15 protein-coding genes are annotated in these 16,149 nt (G+C 53.8%); 7 read left to right on the forward strand and 8 right to left on the reverse strand.

Features of this window, described 5'->3' with window-relative positions; translation table 11 throughout:
- Positions 1-833: 833 nt before the first annotated feature.
- On the reverse strand, positions 834-1,580 hold the full coding sequence (gene pgeF, locus FFS57_RS21370; protein ID WP_137939862.1) for a peptidoglycan editing factor PgeF: 747 nt from the start codon (positions 1,578-1,580) through the stop codon (positions 834-836).
- Positions 1,555-2,604: a 23S rRNA pseudouridine(1911/1915/1917) synthase RluD gene (gene rluD, locus FFS57_RS21375; RefSeq protein ID WP_137939863.1), complete on the reverse strand. Its 1,050-nt coding sequence runs from the start codon at positions 2,602-2,604 to the stop codon at positions 1,555-1,557. Before rluD ends, pgeF begins: the two co-directional genes overlap by 26 nt.
- Here rluD and FFS57_RS21380 point away from each other — a divergent pair.
- The 6 genes from FFS57_RS21380 (at position 2,603) to FFS57_RS21405 (ending at position 7,621) form a co-directional block, all read left to right on the forward strand.
- Positions 2,603-3,400 (forward strand): outer membrane protein assembly factor BamD, encoded by a 798-nt coding sequence (locus FFS57_RS21380; protein ID WP_137939864.1) that lies wholly within the window; start codon positions 2,603-2,605, stop codon positions 3,398-3,400. The two genes, rluD and FFS57_RS21380, sit on opposite strands and share 2 nt — an antisense overlap.
- Before the next feature lie 363 nt (positions 3,401-3,763).
- Positions 3,764-4,363, forward strand: coding sequence for a DUF938 domain-containing protein (locus FFS57_RS21385; protein WP_137939865.1), 600 nt, complete (start codon positions 3,764-3,766; stop codon positions 4,361-4,363).
- 200 nt (positions 4,364-4,563) lie between these two features.
- The gene (gene minC / locus FFS57_RS21390; RefSeq protein ID WP_137939866.1) at positions 4,564-5,337 is read left to right on the forward strand and encodes a septum site-determining protein MinC; all 774 of its coding nucleotides are present in this window, start codon (positions 4,564-4,566) and stop codon (positions 5,335-5,337) included.
- A gap of 45 nt (positions 5,338-5,382) precedes the next feature.
- Positions 5,383-6,195: a septum site-determining protein MinD gene (gene minD / locus FFS57_RS21395; RefSeq protein WP_137939867.1), complete on the forward strand. Its 813-nt coding sequence runs from the start codon at positions 5,383-5,385 to the stop codon at positions 6,193-6,195.
- Positions 6,196-6,197: 2 nt separating this feature from the next.
- Positions 6,198-6,464 (forward strand): cell division topological specificity factor MinE, encoded by a 267-nt coding sequence (gene minE, locus FFS57_RS21400; RefSeq protein ID WP_137939868.1) that lies wholly within the window; start codon positions 6,198-6,200, stop codon positions 6,462-6,464.
- Positions 6,465-7,147: 683 nt separating this feature from the next.
- Complete coding sequence (locus FFS57_RS21405) at positions 7,148-7,621, forward strand: aminoacyl-tRNA deacylase (RefSeq protein WP_137939869.1); 474 nt, start codon at positions 7,148-7,150, stop codon at positions 7,619-7,621.
- 65 nt (positions 7,622-7,686) lie between these two features.
- On the opposite strand, the gene FFS57_RS21410 is transcribed toward FFS57_RS21405, so the two are convergent.
- The 6 genes from FFS57_RS21410 to FFS57_RS21435 all read right to left on the reverse strand — a co-directional run bounded on the left by FFS57_RS21410 (position 7,687) and on the right by FFS57_RS21435 (position 14,414).
- Positions 7,687-8,091, reverse strand: a complete 405-nt coding sequence (locus FFS57_RS21410; RefSeq protein ID WP_137939870.1) for a cytidine deaminase — start codon at positions 8,089-8,091, stop codon at positions 7,687-7,689.
- 287 nt (positions 8,092-8,378) lie between these two features.
- Positions 8,379-9,623 carry a phosphopentomutase gene (locus FFS57_RS21415; RefSeq protein WP_137939871.1) on the reverse strand — a complete coding sequence of 415 codons (1,245 nt, stop codon included), beginning with the start codon at positions 9,621-9,623 and terminating at the stop codon, positions 8,379-8,381.
- Positions 9,624-9,744: 121 nt separating this feature from the next.
- Complete coding sequence (deoA, locus tag FFS57_RS21420) at positions 9,745-11,064, reverse strand: thymidine phosphorylase (protein WP_137939872.1); 1,320 nt, start codon at positions 11,062-11,064, stop codon at positions 9,745-9,747.
- Between the two features lie 21 nt (positions 11,065-11,085).
- Complete coding sequence (gene deoC, locus FFS57_RS21425; protein WP_137939873.1) at positions 11,086-11,868, reverse strand: deoxyribose-phosphate aldolase; 783 nt, start codon at positions 11,866-11,868, stop codon at positions 11,086-11,088.
- A gap of 10 nt (positions 11,869-11,878) precedes the next feature.
- The gene (locus tag FFS57_RS21430; RefSeq protein ID WP_137939874.1) at positions 11,879-13,153 is read right to left on the reverse strand and encodes a NupC/NupG family nucleoside CNT transporter; all 1,275 of its coding nucleotides are present in this window, start codon (positions 13,151-13,153) and stop codon (positions 11,879-11,881) included.
- A 316-nt stretch (positions 13,154-13,469) separates the two neighbouring features.
- Positions 13,470-14,414 carry a substrate-binding domain-containing protein gene (locus tag FFS57_RS21435; protein ID WP_249384108.1) on the reverse strand — a complete coding sequence of 315 codons (945 nt, stop codon included), beginning with the start codon at positions 14,412-14,414 and terminating at the stop codon, positions 13,470-13,472.
- 444 nt (positions 14,415-14,858) lie between these two features.
- On the opposite strand from FFS57_RS21435, the gene FFS57_RS21440 reads away from it, so the two are divergent.
- Positions 14,859-15,734, forward strand: a complete 876-nt coding sequence (locus FFS57_RS21440) for a 2OG-Fe(II) oxygenase (RefSeq protein WP_137939875.1) — start codon at positions 14,859-14,861, stop codon at positions 15,732-15,734.
- Positions 15,735-16,149 lie beyond the last annotated feature (415 nt).

Below are 16,149 nucleotides of genomic sequence, written 5' to 3' on the forward strand. Positions count from 1 at the left end.
CCACCCACGCCTCCAGCAGCATTGGCATTCCTGATTGGTAACAAAACCTTAGCAATCCACATGGCGGAGATGTGCATGCCGATTTGGCAATGTAGGCATTGAAATTATTTTTGAGGACATGGGTGAGCGACTGCGTTGACGCACCGACACTGCAGTGGTAAACGCCCACACCACTCTGGATGGTGTTGGAATTTTGTTGGGCTTGTTGTCATTGACATCAGCGCTCCCACGCCAGCCTTGCTGTCGTCAGGCAAACTTCATGCTGAATAAGGGATGTGACTTCCTGTGTTGCGGGGCCTATCTACCCCGCCGAGGCATTTAGAGCCGCTAACAAAACCCTTCTGGTGTTGTTGTGCAAACTTGTCGTACTCACGTACTGCCTTCGTTTGCACGCCTAACCAGAAGCACTTCGCTGGGTTTTGTTAGCGGCTCTTAGGCGTAGTACGAGAAGAGGTGTGAATGGCGGGGAATGCCTGGACCGGTACTGTCAACTCATGCTTGGCTCGCCGACTTCGGAAAATGCATATTTGCTTTAGATCCGGGGTTACGCACGGGCTATGCTGTCAAAGGCCAAGTGGGCCATTTGGATGCCGATTTCACCCGGCAGACACGAGACTTTTCTTACCTCGCCCAAAAACCCTCAAAAGAAGGCAACCCGTGCGCCTTGCCTGCGCTGCGGGTGCTCGGTACTGCTCGTCAAGGCTGAACGGGATCGGGACTCGTTATGGCTGCCATGGTTGACTACCACCTATCCATGAATGAAGCATCATACAAGACAGGGGTTCCCTTGCCCGCCTATCGATTCTGCGTAACTTCACCACCCTAAGTTGGCATTAACTTATCCACACCACACTCGCCATTCTCCCTGTCCTGCCATTTCGGCGGTAAGAAAAGAATCGCTCTCGTTCAACAACGGTGCAGAAATCACCGCCATAAACCTGTTGGACACCTAGCTTCGCCAATCGCTGTCTGGCCAATTTATAGATATCAGCAAGATATTTGTTGTCTGGTATTTCCTCAAATGCAGTGTCTGCAGCAAAATTCTGCTCGACAAAGGCAGCGTAGACTTCTGGGCCGACTTCGAAGGCGTCTGGGCCGATGGCGGGGCCCAGCCAAGCCATGAGCTGGCTGGGTGGCACGCCCATGCTTTTGACTGTTGATTCAATCACGCCATTCAGTAAACCCCGCCAACCAGCATGCGCTGCTGCAACGACAGTACCCGCCTGATCACACAACAAAACAGGGAGGCAATCCGCGGTCATGACGACACACACGGCCCCTGGCTGCCTGGCAAAGCTGGCATCGGCATCCTGTGGGGTTTCAACACGGTTGTCCGCACATACCACGTCGGTGCCATGAACCTGATTCAGCCAACATGGTTCGGCTGGCAACAGGCTGCGCAAGCGGCGACGGTTCTCCGTAACATCTGCGGGGCTGTCACCAACATGCGTACCCAAATTCAAGCTATTAAAAGGAGGTTGGCTGACACCGCCCAAACGAGTGGTGACCAACGCATGTACGTTGGCCGGAGCAGGCCAGTCCGGGATCAGGCAATCAGCCTTGGTAAATGGTTTCGACATCGTAATCGTCTTCATCCCAATCATCGTCAAACTCACCAGCAATGTCATCACGCAAGAAATCGATCAGCGCCTGCAAATCGACTGGAATGGGTGAACGCCACAGCATGGGTTTATTGGTTTCCGGATGGATCAAACCCAGCTTGCGTGCATGCAGTGCCTGACGACCAAGTTGCTGGCAGGCAGCATAAATTTCCGGTGTAGAGCCGTGTGGTCGGGTGCCATAAACCGGGTCGGCAGCCAGCGAATGACCAATGTGAGCCATGTGGACACGGATCTGGTGAGTACGGCCGGTCTCCAGACGACATTTCACCAGACTATGGGCACGGTAGCGTTCCAGCACAAAATAGTGCGTGATGGCCGGTTTACCCATACTGGTCACCGCCATCTTGGTACGGTCCTTGTTGTGGCGGCCAATTGGCGCATCCACGGTACCATCCTGCTTGATCAAGCCTTGTGCAATAGCAACATACTCACGCTTGACCGAGCGGCCTTGCAGCTGCTGAACCAGATTGAGCTGGGCCGGCAGCGTTTTGGCAACCACCATCAGACCGCTGGTTTCCTTATCCAGCCGATGCACGATACCGGCACGTGGCACTGTCTTCAGTGCCGGATAGTGATATAGCAGGCCGTTAAGTAATGTACCTTCCCAATTACCGCTACCAGGATGGACAACCAAGCCTGCGGGTTTGTCGATGATCAGCACGGTATCGTCTTCGTAAATCACATCCAGCGGGATGTCTTGTGCGACAAAGGCCAGCTCATCAGGTAGCATCTGCGGCGCCATGCTGACCTGTTCGCCCCCCCAGACCTTGGTCTTGGCATCGGCGGATTTGCCTTCGAGCAGAATATGGCCAGCCTTCAGCCAGCCTTGCAGGCGGTTGCGTGAGTATTGCGGGAACATCTGCGCCAAAGCCTGATCGAAGCGGCTGCCGGCACAGTCCTCCGGTACCGTGGCACAGACAGTGTCCGCGTCGTCGGTATCGTTTCGGTTATAATCGTCGGGATTAATTTGGGATGTCATCATGAAGCGTATTGTAGCTGCAAGCCGTATCGTACTGTTGAGTTTGACCTTGATTGCCGGTTGCGGGTTACTGCCGGAACAGCAGGACGAGACTGCCAAATGGGGCCCGGACAAGATCTATAGCGAAGCGAAGGAAGCGCTGGATGGTAGTAATATTCAACGCGCCATCACGCTGTTCGAAAAGCTGGAAGCACGTTATCCATATGGCCGCTATGCCCAGCAGGCGCAACTGGAAATCGCCTATGCACATTATAAGGAAGGCGAACCTGCCCTGGCCATTGCTGCTTGCGATCGTTTCATCAAGATGCACCCGACTCACCAGAATGTGGACTATGCCTACTATCTGAAAGGTGTGGTCAACTTCCTGCAGGATGATGGTCTGCTATCCCGCCTCAACCGCCAGGACATGACCGAACGTGATCCCAAGGCAACGCGCGAGTCATTCGATGCATTCAAGGAATTGGTGCAACGCTTTCCAAACAGCAAATATGCACCAGACTCCATTGAGCGGATGAACAAGCTGGTCAACGCCCTGGCGTTGCATGAGATCCATGTCGCCCGATACTACCTGAACCGGAGCGCACCATTGGCGGCGGTGAACCGCGCCAGCGACGTATTGAAGAATTTCCCTCAGACCAGCGCAGTGGAAGAGGCACTGAGTATCATGATGCAGGGCTATGACGCACTCGGCCAACCGAAACTCCGGGATGATGCTCGCCGGGTTCTGGAAAAGAATTACCCGCAAAGCAAGTACCTGACGGGCACGGAAGAAAAGAAATCGTTCTGGCGCTTCTTCTGAAGCTTGGTTCATATCGGCACGTCTTGTTACAAGGCGTGTCGGTCACTTCATGATCCTTTTCAAAATAATGAAATTGGCCGAATGGCAATCGAACAGTAACAAAATTTCTTGACTTATCCACGGCTTGAGCTAGGGCAAACACCTTCCTGATTATATATCAACCCACAATATTCGAAATAAATCAACACACTGATTTTAAATAAAAAATAAATCACCCTCCTATCACACAATGCAAGTGTTTTGGAAATTTCTATTAAAGTGTGATCACCTGCACACTCACTATGCACAAAGTTATCCACAACAGCGTGATTTTTTAAACACCCTGGATGTTGATTGCAAACCGTATACGCCACGGACAAACCAATGACCAAACCTTACTCCGATGCCTGTGTACGCAACCAAGACGCGATCCTGGCCATCATTCGACGACACCTTCACACCACGGGTATCGTTCTGGAAATTGGCAGTGGTACCGGGCAGCACGCCGTGCACTTTGGCCGGGCATTATCATTTTTGACCTGGCAAACCAGCGACTTGGCAGATAAACATGCTGGTATTCAACGATGGCTGGGGGAAGCCAAACTCAGCAATGTATTGCCACCGCTAGTACTGGATGCAGATGGCGATTGGCCATCATTGACGATTGACCATGCCTATACTGCCAATACTTTTCATATCATGTCCTGGCTGCAAGTCTGTGCCACGCTGAACAAGTTGGGCAAGTTGCTGCCGGTGAATGGCTTGCTGTTTGTATATGGTCCGTTCAATTACAACGGATGTTTTACCTCTGCAAGCAATGCAGAATTTGACCACTGGCTTCGAACCGAACGAGGAAGTCATTGTGGCATCCGCGATGCGGAAGCTGTGATTGCCCATGCTGCCACATCCGGCCTGACATGGGTTGAAGACAATGTAATGCCGGCAAACAACCATATGTTGGTGTTCAGACGGGTTTCACCTTGAATAGCTTGTGGTTAATCGTTAAACTTGGCCGTCGATTCCGGGCAATACCAATTGCTCCAATCCATTGAAATAAAAGGGGGTGCTGAACCGGTCTGCCGAGTTGCGCCAAAATCACGTACCCACCGCACCATTGCGTGCGATGTCTGATGCTGCCGCAACGCCTACACTGGTCAACACCACCATAACGACTACAGCGTTCAATGACTGCATCCGTCCGCCCTGCCCGTAATACCGCCGCCAAACCGACCAGCTTCGAGTTCAAGAGCGAGCCTTTCAGCCTGATCGTGCTTCGACTCAAACTGGCTGACTGGGAGACCCTGCATACCGAGCTGAATGCCAAACTGGCCAAGACACCTGGTTTCTTCGACCACGATCCGGTAGTTGCAGATCTCTCTGCCATTGATGAGCAAGCAGCAATAATCGATTTTGTCGCGCTGAAAGCGCTGCTGGCGGCACATGGTGCCTGTGCTGTGGCTATACGCAATGCATCACCCGAACAACAGCAGGCAGCCATTGAAGCGGGCTTTGGTGTACTCCGCAGCAGTACAGGCAATGCTGACAGCAACAACACCGTCAACCAAGATGTTGCCGATGCAACAGTAACGCCGTCTACCGCCCCCCCAGAACCGGCCCCCCCAATATCCGCTGGCCATCGGGTCATCACCAAGCCCGTACGAACCGGTCAGCAGGTTTATGCCCGGCAAGGTGACCTGGTTGCCATGGATATGGTCAGTGCAGGCGGTGAAGTACTGGCAGATGGCAACATCCATGTTTATGGCCCATTACGTGGTCGCGCCCTGGCGGGTGTCCGTGGTGATACATCCGCACGCATCTTCACCCGTAGCCTGGAGGCTGAACTGGTCTCGATTGCCGGTATCTACCGTACCTTCGAGCATGACTGGGGCAAGGAATTTCGCGGTAAACCCGCACAGATCTATCTCGATGGCGACAAGCTGATGATTGCGCCGTTGTAGGCAATTTTCCATTTCATATTCGATTCAATCATTTAAGGAATAAACGTGGCCAAGATAGTAGTTGTCACTTCTGGCAAAGGCGGCGTCGGCAAAACCACTTCCAGCGCCAGCTTCTCTTCTGGCCTTGCCCTGAGCGGCAAGAAAACTGCGGTGATCGACTTCGACGTGGGCCTGCGCAATCTCGATCTGATCATGGGCTGCGAACGCCGTGTGGTATATGACCTGATCAACGTGATCAACAAGGAAGCAACACTGAAGCAGGCGCTGATCAAAGATAAGCACTGCGACCACCTGTATGTGCTGCCTGCATCGCAAACCCGTGACAAGGATGCATTGACCCGTGAAGGTGTAGACGAGGTACTCAAGAATCTGGCCAATGACGGGTTTGAGTACATCATCTGCGATTCGCCAGCCGGTATCGAAACTGGTGCACTGATGGCTTTGTATTTTGCGGATGAGGCGCTGGTGGTCACCAACCCAGAGGTCAGCTCGGTACGCGACTCGGATCGCATTCTGGGGATTCTGGATGCCAAGAGCCGCCGTGCTGAAAAAGGTGAAACACCAGTGAAAACACATTTGTTGGTGACGCGCTATTCGCCCAAGCGCGTCACTGAGGGCGAAATGCTGTCGGTGGAAGATGTACAGGAAATCCTGCGCATTCCTTTGATTGGCGTCATTCCTGAATCAGAGATCGTCTTACAGGCATCCAACTCAGGTACGCCAGCCATTCATATGAACGGGTCGGATGTAGCGGAAGCCTATAAAGACGTAGTAGCCCGTTTTCTGGGCGACGACCGGCCCATGCGTTTCGTTGACTACCAAAAGCCGGGCTTTTTAAAGCGCCTGTTTGGAGGCTGATCATGTCGTTTCTCAGCTATTTGCTTGGTCGCAAGCAGCCTTCGGCTCAAGTGGCCAAAGAACGTTTGCAGATCATTTTGGCGCACGAGCGAAATGGCCGTACCGGCCCAGCACCAGATTACTTGCCCGCATTGAAGGAAGAGCTGATCGCGGTGATTTCCAAATACATCAGTGTCGATAAGGACGATATCAAGGTATCGCTGGAAAAGCAGGACGACTACGAAGTATTGGAGCTGAACATCTTGTTGCCTGAAACCACCCGCCGTTGATCGGCACTCAGTCCTCATGTCGCTGATATGGATTTCAATATGCAGTCATCCATATCAGCCACACCCAGCGGCCTTTCTCCCATCACTGCAAAAATAAGTCGATAGTCGTCCTTGCCAAGCGCAAAACGGGTGTCTATACCGACTTTTGTGGTTGCTGCATAGGTGCTTCCCGCTGTTGAAGTAAATCAGTAAATAGTTGATTCCATAGGCAATCAACAAACCCGGCCAGCTAGTTTTGCAGACCTGTCTTTCTGGCCTGTCGATAACGCTACTTCATGCCGTCCGAATGATTCCCTACTTGACTTATCCACTGTTCGCTGGATGGATTGCCCTCACCTCGACAAGCATAAACCGGGCCACACCATAAAACATAACTCAATGATTTAAATAGAGAAATAAAGATAAACCCATTATTTCACCAATGGTCTTGACAAGTTCAAGAAGGCCTATCCAAGCCACTTCTCCAAGAGTACCCACAAAGTTATCCACAACTTTAGGTAGCTATACACATCTCCGATTCAACTAGGCAACATGTGGCAGCCAATCCTGTGGCACACAATCAAATATTACACAAATCGAATATAATATATTGATTTTAAAGCTATTTTTTAAATGAACTTCTTGGCACATGCTATAACGTAGACTATATATCAATAACCAGTCATGGATTTGGAGCGGTTCCCATGTCGCTTGCACCTTCGCTTCAGCAGTTTCTGGACCATCACTGTGCCGACTTCAAAGTGATTGAGCACCCACACACGTGTACGGCGCGGGCCGCTGCCTGCTCTGCCAGTGTTGAGCCACACCGGTTGGCAAAATGTGTGTTGCTATCAGACGGGGATCGCTATCTGGTTGCAGTGTTACCAGCAGATCGCAAAGTAGCGATCGAACAACTTTCTCACCAATTGAAGCATCAATATCGTGTGGCCACAGAAGATGAGGTGGCCTATCTGTTCTACGACTGCGAACCCGGTGCCATCCCACCGTTTGGGCAAGCTTACGGTTTACCAACCGTTGTTGACCCGAGCTTGCTGGAAGAACCGGATGTATATTTTGAATCGGGCGACCATCGTGCCCTGGTAAGAGTGGATGGAGAACAGTTTGTCAACCTGCTTGGACCGATTCCACGCGCAGCATTCAGTGTGGATCGCTGTTGACGGCGTATTTCCACAACCCCGAAAACGGCTGCACCAGCAGCCGTTTCTCGTTTCAGCGCGGACAATCAGTTCGCATTCGGGTCCAGATAGAATGCGCCTGGCAACAAGTCTGAAGCCGTCGTGACTTCCACATCTTGCTTCAAGTTTGTCAGTATTACCTCCAGTGCCGGTGTACCCAATTCGATCATCACCTGACGACACGCACCGCAAGGCGCAATCGGGCCTTCGGTATCACCAATCACCGCCAGGGCTGCAAAATCACCTGGCTTGCAGCCTGCAGCGATCGCGCTGAACAGCGCCGTCCGCTCAGCGCAGTTGCATAAGCCATATGAAGCATTTTCAACATTGCAGCCATGAAAAACACGGCCATCACGAGTCAGCAAGGCTGCGCCGACCAGAAAACGTGAGTATGGCGCATAGGCCTTTTGGCGCGCGGTAGCAGCTTCTTGAATCAATTGTTGGTGGTTCATCTCAAATTCTCTAAAAATAGGTAGTTGGTTAGTACCCGCTCACGATCTCAATGAGCACGTACGAACGGGACGAAGCGCAGTACCGGGACCAACATTTACGTATCGTAAACAGGGATACTGAACAGTGAATACACCCCGATCAGGCACTTGCAGTAAGAGCCGCTAACAAAACCCAGCGAAGTGGTTCTGGTTAGGCGTGCAAACAAAAGCGGTACGAGAGTACGACAAGTTTGCACAACAACACCAGAAGGGTTTTGTTAGCGGCTCTAAGGGTGATGAACAACGCTTTATGCAGGGCTGAACACACCGCCCACAGCACGTGACAACATGATCTGGCCGTGTTCGAAGGCCGTCAGCCCAAACCATTGCGCCATGCTCTGGCCAACATCGGCAAAACTGCTGCGGATACCCAGACTGCCAGCCTTGACCTGCTTGCCATGAAGCAGTACAGGAACGTGCTCACGAGTATGGTCAGAGCCTGGCCAGGTCGGGTCGCAACCATGGTCGGCAGAGATGATCAGCACATCATCGTCACGCAAGGCGGCAAGGCATTCTGGCAATCGTGTATCGAAATACTCCAAACCTGCCGCATAACCCGCCACGTCACGGCGATGGCCGTAGCTTTGGTCGAAATCAACAAAGTTGGTCATCACGATGCTGTGATCCGGTGTCTCATGCATCGCTTTGAGGGTGGTATCCCATAAAGCATCCAGCCCCGTGGCCTTGATGGCCTGGGTGATGCCAACCTGAGCATAGATGTCGGCAATCTTGCCGATTGATACCACCTGCCCACCCACTTCGGCCAGTTTTTGCAGCACCGTGGGCGCCGGCGGTGAGACAGCCAGATCGTGCCGGTTACCAGTCCGCTTGAAACTGGCGGCATCCAGGCCCACAAACGGCCGTGCAATCACTCGGCAAATGTTGTAACGGTCGACCTCTTCCCTGGCGATTTCACACACTTCGTAAAGGCGATCCAATCCAAACGTATCTTCATGGCAAGCGATCTGGAACACTGAATCAGCCGAGGTATAGAAGATCGGCTTACCTGTCTTCATATGCTCCTCGCCCAATTGTTCCAGAATCGTTGTTCCGGAAGCGTGGCAATTGCCGAGATAACCCGGCAATTTGGCACGGCGTACCAGCTTGTCGAGCAGTTCCGGCGGAAAGGTATCAGTCTGTTTGTCGAAATACCCCCAATCGAACAAGACCGGCACCCCTGCCAGTTCCCAGTGCCCAGACGGCGTATCCTTGCCGGAAGACTGTTCGCGTGCTGCCGCATAGGCGCCAATCAATGCTGGCGTTGGTGACATGCCGGCAGGCAGGCTGCCGGATGCCAATTGACTGGCCAGCCCCATGCCGAGCCGCTCCAGGTTGGGAATATGCAACGGCCCCTGTCGACCGACATTTGCCTTGCCGGCCGCACACCACTCGGCAATATGGCCAAGCGTGTTTGCACCTTGGTCACCAAAACGCATGGCATCGGGCGTGGCCCCAATGCCTAGGGAATCCATGATCAGGAAGATGACGCGCATGGCGGGCTCCTTACCAAACAACGAATAAGTAGGTGATATGCCTGACCGGCAGGTTTACCACTGGTCCGCAGCAGGCTTTTTACGACGCACGCCTGACCGGTGGCAACCCTCCGATGGCAAATCAGCTGATATCGCGATAGACAGTCGGTGGCAACGTAGGTGCCGTATCTGCAAACTGATAGGCAGCCAACACCGACGCCACCCCTTGCTGGGCCGCATCGTTATCACGGGCATGTACCATGGCAATCGGCTGACCTGCTTCGATACGCTGGCCCAGTTCAGCCAGATCGGTCAGACCAACCGCATAGTCAATGCCATCTTCAGCACGATGACGGCCGCCCCCCAGGCTGACTACCGTCAGGCCCAAGCCGCGGCAATCGACTGTATGGATGTAACCGTTGCGTGGGGCTATGACCGGAACCGCCACTGGCGCAACCGCCAAATAACGATCGGGTGCTTCCAGCAGGTCAGCGGGCCCCCCCAGACTGGTAACCATATGGGCAAAGCGCGCTGCAGCGTGCCCAGAATCCAGTGCTTGCTGCAATTTGCTACGCGCTTCCGTCTCAGTCTGTGCCAAGCCAGACACCAGCAACATGCGAGCCGATAGCGCCATGGTCACCTCATGCAGGCGAGTTGGACGCTGCTTGCCGGTCAGGTAATCAATGGTGCAACGGATTTCGATGGCATTACCAGCGCAGGGTGCCAACGATTGGTTCATGTCCGTCAACAAAGCTGCCGTCTTCATGCCAGCACCATTACCCACACTGACAATACTTTCGGCCAGCTCAACCGATTTCTCGAATGTCGGCATGAACGCGCCGGACCCGGCTTTCACATCCATCACCAGTGCATCCAACCCTGCAGAAAGCTTTTTGGACAGTATCGACGCCGTGATCATCGCAACGGACTCCACTGTCGCGGTCACATCGCGTACAGCATAGATGCGCTTGTCAGCAGGTGCCAGTTGCGCGGTCTGACCAATGATGACCACGCCAACCTCACGAACCAACCGGCGGAAGGTATCGATGTCCGGTGCAGTGTTGTAACCCGGGATGGCGTCCAGCTTATCCAGCGTGCCACCGGTATGGCCCAGGCCACGGCCGGAAATCATCGGCACAAAGCCACCGCAGGCTGCCACCATCGGCCCCAGCAGCAGCGAGGTCAGATCCCCGACGCCACCCGTGGAATGCTTGTCCACCACCGGGCCAGGCAAGTTCAGCGAGCGCCACTCCAGCACTTGGCCCGAATCACGCATGGCACGAGTCATGGCAACCCGCTCGGCAACACTCATGTCGTTGAAGAAAACAGCCATGGCCAGCGCGGCAATCTGGCTGTCCGTGACCTGACCCGCCGTGACGCCTTGCACGAACGCAGCAATGTCAGCCTCGCTCAATTCATGGCGATCGCGTTTTTTACGAATGATTTCCTGTGGCAGAAACATGGTTTCTCCTCGACTGATTGATCAGTAACCGCTGGATTTGGCACCAATGGGTTGATGCCCCAGAGTGGTCAACAAACTGGCCAACAGGCTGGATGCACCAAAGCGGAAGGTATGCGGGCTCACCCAGCCCAACCCCATGATGCGATCAGCCAAGGCTAGATACGCGGCGGCATCGGCAGCACTGCGCACACCGCCTGCAGCCTTGAAGCCGACCGGCTTGCCACTGTCGCGAATCGCCTGCAGCATGATCTCGGCCGCGTCCAGCGTGGCATTGACCGGCACTTTACCGGTGGAGGTTTTGATGAAATGGGCACCCGCCTCGATTGCAATGTCACTGGCCTGACGAATCAGGGCCGGGTCTTGCAGCTCACCACTTTCGATGATGACTTTCAGCACCTTGTCGCCCATCACGGCACGACATTGCGCCACAAGCTGGTGCCCCACATTGGCATCGCCAGCCTTCAGGGCTTGGTATGGGAAGACGACATCGACTTCATCGGCCCCGGCAGCAACAGCAGCGGCTGTTTCGGCAACGGCCAGCGCCGGATCGGGCGCACCGGCAGGGAAATTGGTCACCACGGCCACCGGCAGGCTCAAGCCGTGTGTGGCCAAAGCGGCCTTGGCAGTGGCCAGGAAACGTGGGTACACACACAACGCAGCTGGCGTGCCGACAGGCGTGGAGGCAGACGCCACGAAACTGCGGATCAAGTCGTCGGTATCGCTGTCGTTCAACGACGTCAAATCCATCAAATGCAGCGCACGCAGCGCCGCCTCGGTCAATTGGTTCTGGGTCAGGTCGCTCATGGCATCCTCATCAGTGCAAAGACAGGAACAAACCGGCAATGGTGGCACTCATCAGATTGGACAATGTCCCGGCGGCCACCACACGTAAACCGTAACGTGCCACTTCCGAACGACGCTCCGGCGCCACTACGCTGAAACCACCAGTCAAAATGGCAATCGAAGAGAAATTGGCAAACCCACATAGCGCAAACGACAAAATAGCCAGCGTGCGTGGGTCCAGCACCATCAGGCCTGCGGCGGTCACTTCGGCGGCATCCTTCAGATAAGGGGACAAACTGACGTAAGCCACAAACTCGTTCAGAATCATCTTCTGACCGATGAAGTTACCTGCGATATTGGCTTGGTCCCAGGGAACACCAATCAACCATGCCAACGGCGAGAAGGCGTAACCCAGCAACTTTTCCAGATTCAGCTCCGGGTAGCCGAAGTAACCAGCAATACCGCCGACAATCCCGTTCAGTACGGCAATCAGGCCAATAAAGGCAATGAGCATCGCACCAACGTTGACTGCAATCTTCAAGCCAACAGCCGCACCCGATGCCGCCGCCTCAATCGCGTTGGCCGGCTTGGTTTCGTCAAAATTCACTTGGTCAATCACGACACGGCTAGGTTCCACCGTGGGACAAATGATCTTGGCAAACAGCAGCCCACCAGGTACCGCCATGAACGAGGCTGCAATCAGGTATTCCATTTTCACGCCCAGGCCGGCATAACCTGCCAGTACCGACCCTGCTACCGCCGCCATGCCACTCGACATCACGGCAAACAGCTCAGGCCCATTCATTTGCCGGACAAATGGTTTCACCACGGCCGGCATTTCACTTTGCCCAAGAAAGATGGTCGTCACAGCAGAAAACGATTCAATACGGCTGACGCCCAGCAATTTCTGGAACAGGATGCCCAAGCCAGTTACGATCCAACGCATCACGCCCAGGTAATACAGCACAGAAATGAATGCAGTGACAAAGATGATCATTGGCAATACACGCAGGCCGAATACAAAGCCATTGTTGCCGAACACCTCGAACATCTTCTTGTCGACCAGGCCGGCAAACAGGAATGAAATGCCATGGTTGCCGTATTCGAGCACATGGTTGACCGCATTGGCGGCACCAGCCAATGCATTCTTGCCAACCGGCACAAACAGGACCAGGGCACCAATGGCAATTTGCGCGGCCAAGGCAGCAAAAATCACGCGCGGCTTGATGGCCTTGCGGTTATTGGACAGGGCGAAGGCGAGCAGCAACAGCACTGCCACGCCTAGCACACTACGGGCGATATCCATATTGAAACAGTCTCCTGGGGATTTTGTAATCGGACGTCGTGACAGACGGCACTATGGGCCGCATCGTGCCAACCCACGCCCAGCCTTGCATTCAACCGAATACAAGATGACAGTTGATCTGACGGTAGGGTCCGGTAAGGTTGGGATTGTCAAAACGCCCGGTTATCAAGCGAATCTCGATAAAAATAGAATCGAACAATCGCTTGCTTTCGGCGGGGCAGAGTATAGCTGGCGAAGCGCCATTTGCGTTAATACGGACGCAATCGTTTGCGTGAAAATTGATATCGGTTAAAACCTGCTGACCCGCCAATACCGATTACTGGCTGGTCCAGCCACGGTACTGGTGCAAATTATCGCGGGTTACCAGTTGAGATGGCAGCAGAATCATTCGTTGTGCCGGCGCGTGTCCGTTCAGCAGCCCATAACCGATTTCGATTGCTTTTTCAGCCATCAGATGTGGATTCTGACTGGCAGTAGCGCGAATCAGCGATGAACCAGACCGCAATGCATCTTCGACATCCGGTGCACCATCCACCGACACAATCATCAACTCGGTCCGACCTTTTTCCCGCGCACTGATATCGGCGCCGATGGCCTGTTGATCATTGATGGTGAAAACAGCATCAATCCGTGGATAACGGGCCAGATGCGCCTGCATCAGCACCCTCCCACCCCAGCGCGATGCTTTGCCATCTTCGTTGTCGGACAACACCACCAGATTGGGATTCGTCTTGAGCACCTCATGACAACCCGCTACCCGCTCTACAACCGACGATGGCCCGATTGGGCCGCTTTGGATGATGACATTTCCCTGGCCCTTCAATGTAGTGGCAATGTGCTCACAAGCAATTCGGCCAGCCTGACGATTGTCGGTTTGCACCACCGCATCAGCACCAAAAGCATCCACATCCACGGCCACCACCACGATGCCCGCAGCCTTGGCCTCCTTGATCATGGCTTCGACAGCGGCAGGGTTCACCGCCACCAGCAAAATCATGCTCACCTTCTGCTTGATGAAATTGACCAGTTGGGCATCTTGCGTAGCCTGATCATAGTTACTGCCACTGGCCATGATCCGAACACCTGGATTGATTTTGCGCGCCTTGGCTTCGGCTGCTTTCACAATGGCGACAAAAAACGGATTGGATAATGAGCTGACGCTGATACCCAGTGAACGCAATGGCTGTGGCGGATCGGCCTGCACTCCGCAAGCCAGTAGACCGGTCAGCACCATCATCATGACTTTGTTCCGCCATCGCATGGTGACGCTCCTTGCTTTGGGTTCAATGTCGATCTCGGTTAAAGACGCAGCCAAACAGGCCGAGCTGGTATGAGTATAGAAAAATAACTGGCAAGCCATCTGGCCGAAGCCATGGATGCCGAGCCTGGTGCACATATCATGCCATTTACATGAATCATGTCATATCTGTTGCTTGCATCAGACATGGCCAAGCAGCTGAATTTCATATTGCTTAATTCATTTTCAATAGCAACATCAACATATTGAACATACTCAACTCTCACCCGGAAGCCATGCTTCACCAGCCATGCCATACGACTGAGTTGCGCAGTTTTTCGCAGGTGTTATTATGCTTTTTCCAATAAAGCCGATTCTGCATGACAATACTACGGCCCACATGCCCACTTTTGCATGAAATGACGCCAACCAATATCTGCCGCCCGACGGCCCTGAAGGAGACAGTTCATGCCCCAACTCGACAGCGCCTGGCAATCCTGGCTGACTGAAAACGTCAATCGCGGCTGTTCACCGGAATCCATGGTCAGTGCCATGATGGGCGCAGGTTTCGATCAGGCCAGTGCGACCGCGGTTGTACTGCAGTTTCTGCAGCCCAAGGTGGCCGCACCGGGGAATACGCCAGTTGTGGTTCAGCCACAGAAACCCGTTGTTGTAACAGGTAACTATCAATACGACACCATGCCGATTGCCAACGGCAACCGCATTGACGCAGGCGATCGAGAAGTCAACGTGTTGATGCGCTGCGAGCGCCCGCAGGTGGTGGTATTTGGCAATGTCCTGTCACATGAAGAATGTGACGAAATCATCCGTCGTTCACGCGACAAGCTGAAACGCTCCACTACCGTGAACCCATTGACGGGCAAGGAAGACATCATTGAACGCCGAACCAGCGAAGGCACCTTCTTCAATCGCTGTGAAGACGACTTCATCGCCAGACTGGATCGTCGTATCGCACGGCTGATGAACTGGCCAATGGAAAACGGCGAGGGTTTTCAGATTTTGCGCTATGGCATCGGTGGCGAGTACCGCCCGCATTTTGACTATTTCCCGCCCAATGAATCGGGTAGCGCACCGCATCTGGCTACTGGTGGGCAGCGTGTCAGCACCTTGGTGATATACCTGAGCGACGTGGAGGACGGTGGCGAAACCATCTTCCCTGATGCTGGCATGGCGGTAGCGCCACAAAAAGGTGGTGCGGTGTACTTCCGTTATTTCAACGAACAGGGCCAAGTCGACCCGCTGACCCTGCATGGCGGCGCGCCTGTACTTGCTGGCGAGAAGTGGATCATGACCAAATGGATGCGCCAACGACAGTACGGTTGAACCCGGCCTTGGGAGCGGTTCACGGGCTTACTGTGGGCTCGCGTGCTGTTCAACACATTAGTTGATCCACACATCAACGTTGTATTTTGCCGCGTTTTATTGCACAGGGAGGTCTTCATCCCTCCCTGGCGTTCCCAATCCCTCCCCTGGCTGACAATATAATTTTCAGCCCGATTCCTATTTTCCAAACAATCTGTCTGTCACGTGGGTAACAACTTGCCGGGATGTGACTATGTGCATCCTCGCCAGGATGTCCTTCTCGCGACCCTGTGACTTGGTGACTATGCTTAGATCGGCCAAACCGGCCGGCATGACGTCATCCTGCACTATTGCTCATTGCGCATAATGCGATGCCTCATGTCGGTAGGCGTGGCTTGTCCACCCTATCAGCCTACTTTGCGACACAGGCTGACCA

The organism is Chitinivorax sp. B (genome assembly GCF_005503445.1).
Lineage (GTDB): Bacteria > Pseudomonadota > Gammaproteobacteria > Burkholderiales > SCOH01 > Chitinivorax.

What these genes read in the sequence shown, in the direction of transcription:
- pgeF (WP_137939862.1), bottom strand. Translation starts at nt 1,580, where the DNA reads ATGTCGAAACCATTTACCAAGGCTGATTGCCTGATCCCGGACTGGCCT.
- FFS57_RS21380 (WP_137939864.1), top strand. Translation starts at nt 2,603, where the DNA reads ATGAAGCGTATTGTAGCTGCAAGCCGTATCGTACTGTTGAGTTTGACC.
- rluD (WP_137939863.1), bottom strand. Translation starts at nt 2,604, where the DNA reads ATGATGACATCCCAAATTAATCCCGACGATTATAACCGAAACGATACC.
- FFS57_RS21385 (WP_137939865.1), top strand. Translation starts at nt 3,764, where the DNA reads ATGACCAAACCTTACTCCGATGCCTGTGTACGCAACCAAGACGCGATC.
- minC (WP_137939866.1), top strand. Translation starts at nt 4,564, where the DNA reads ATGACTGCATCCGTCCGCCCTGCCCGTAATACCGCCGCCAAACCGACC.
- minE (WP_137939868.1), top strand. Translation starts at nt 6,198, where the DNA reads ATGTCGTTTCTCAGCTATTTGCTTGGTCGCAAGCAGCCTTCGGCTCAA.
- FFS57_RS21405 (WP_137939869.1), top strand. Translation starts at nt 7,148, where the DNA reads ATGTCGCTTGCACCTTCGCTTCAGCAGTTTCTGGACCATCACTGTGCC.
- FFS57_RS21410 (WP_137939870.1), bottom strand. Translation starts at nt 8,091, where the DNA reads ATGAACCACCAACAATTGATTCAAGAAGCTGCTACCGCGCGCCAAAAG.
- FFS57_RS21415 (WP_137939871.1), bottom strand. Translation starts at nt 9,623, where the DNA reads ATGCGCGTCATCTTCCTGATCATGGATTCCCTAGGCATTGGGGCCACG.
- deoA (WP_137939872.1), bottom strand. Translation starts at nt 11,064, where the DNA reads ATGTTTCTGCCACAGGAAATCATTCGTAAAAAACGCGATCGCCATGAA.
- deoC (WP_137939873.1), bottom strand. Translation starts at nt 11,868, where the DNA reads ATGAGCGACCTGACCCAGAACCAATTGACCGAGGCGGCGCTGCGTGCG.
- FFS57_RS21430 (WP_137939874.1), bottom strand. Translation starts at nt 13,153, where the DNA reads ATGGATATCGCCCGTAGTGTGCTAGGCGTGGCAGTGCTGTTGCTGCTC.
- FFS57_RS21435 (WP_249384108.1), bottom strand. Translation starts at nt 14,414, where the DNA reads ATGCGATGGCGGAACAAAGTCATGATGATGGTGCTGACCGGTCTACTG.
- FFS57_RS21440 (WP_137939875.1), top strand. Translation starts at nt 14,859, where the DNA reads ATGCCCCAACTCGACAGCGCCTGGCAATCCTGGCTGACTGAAAACGTC.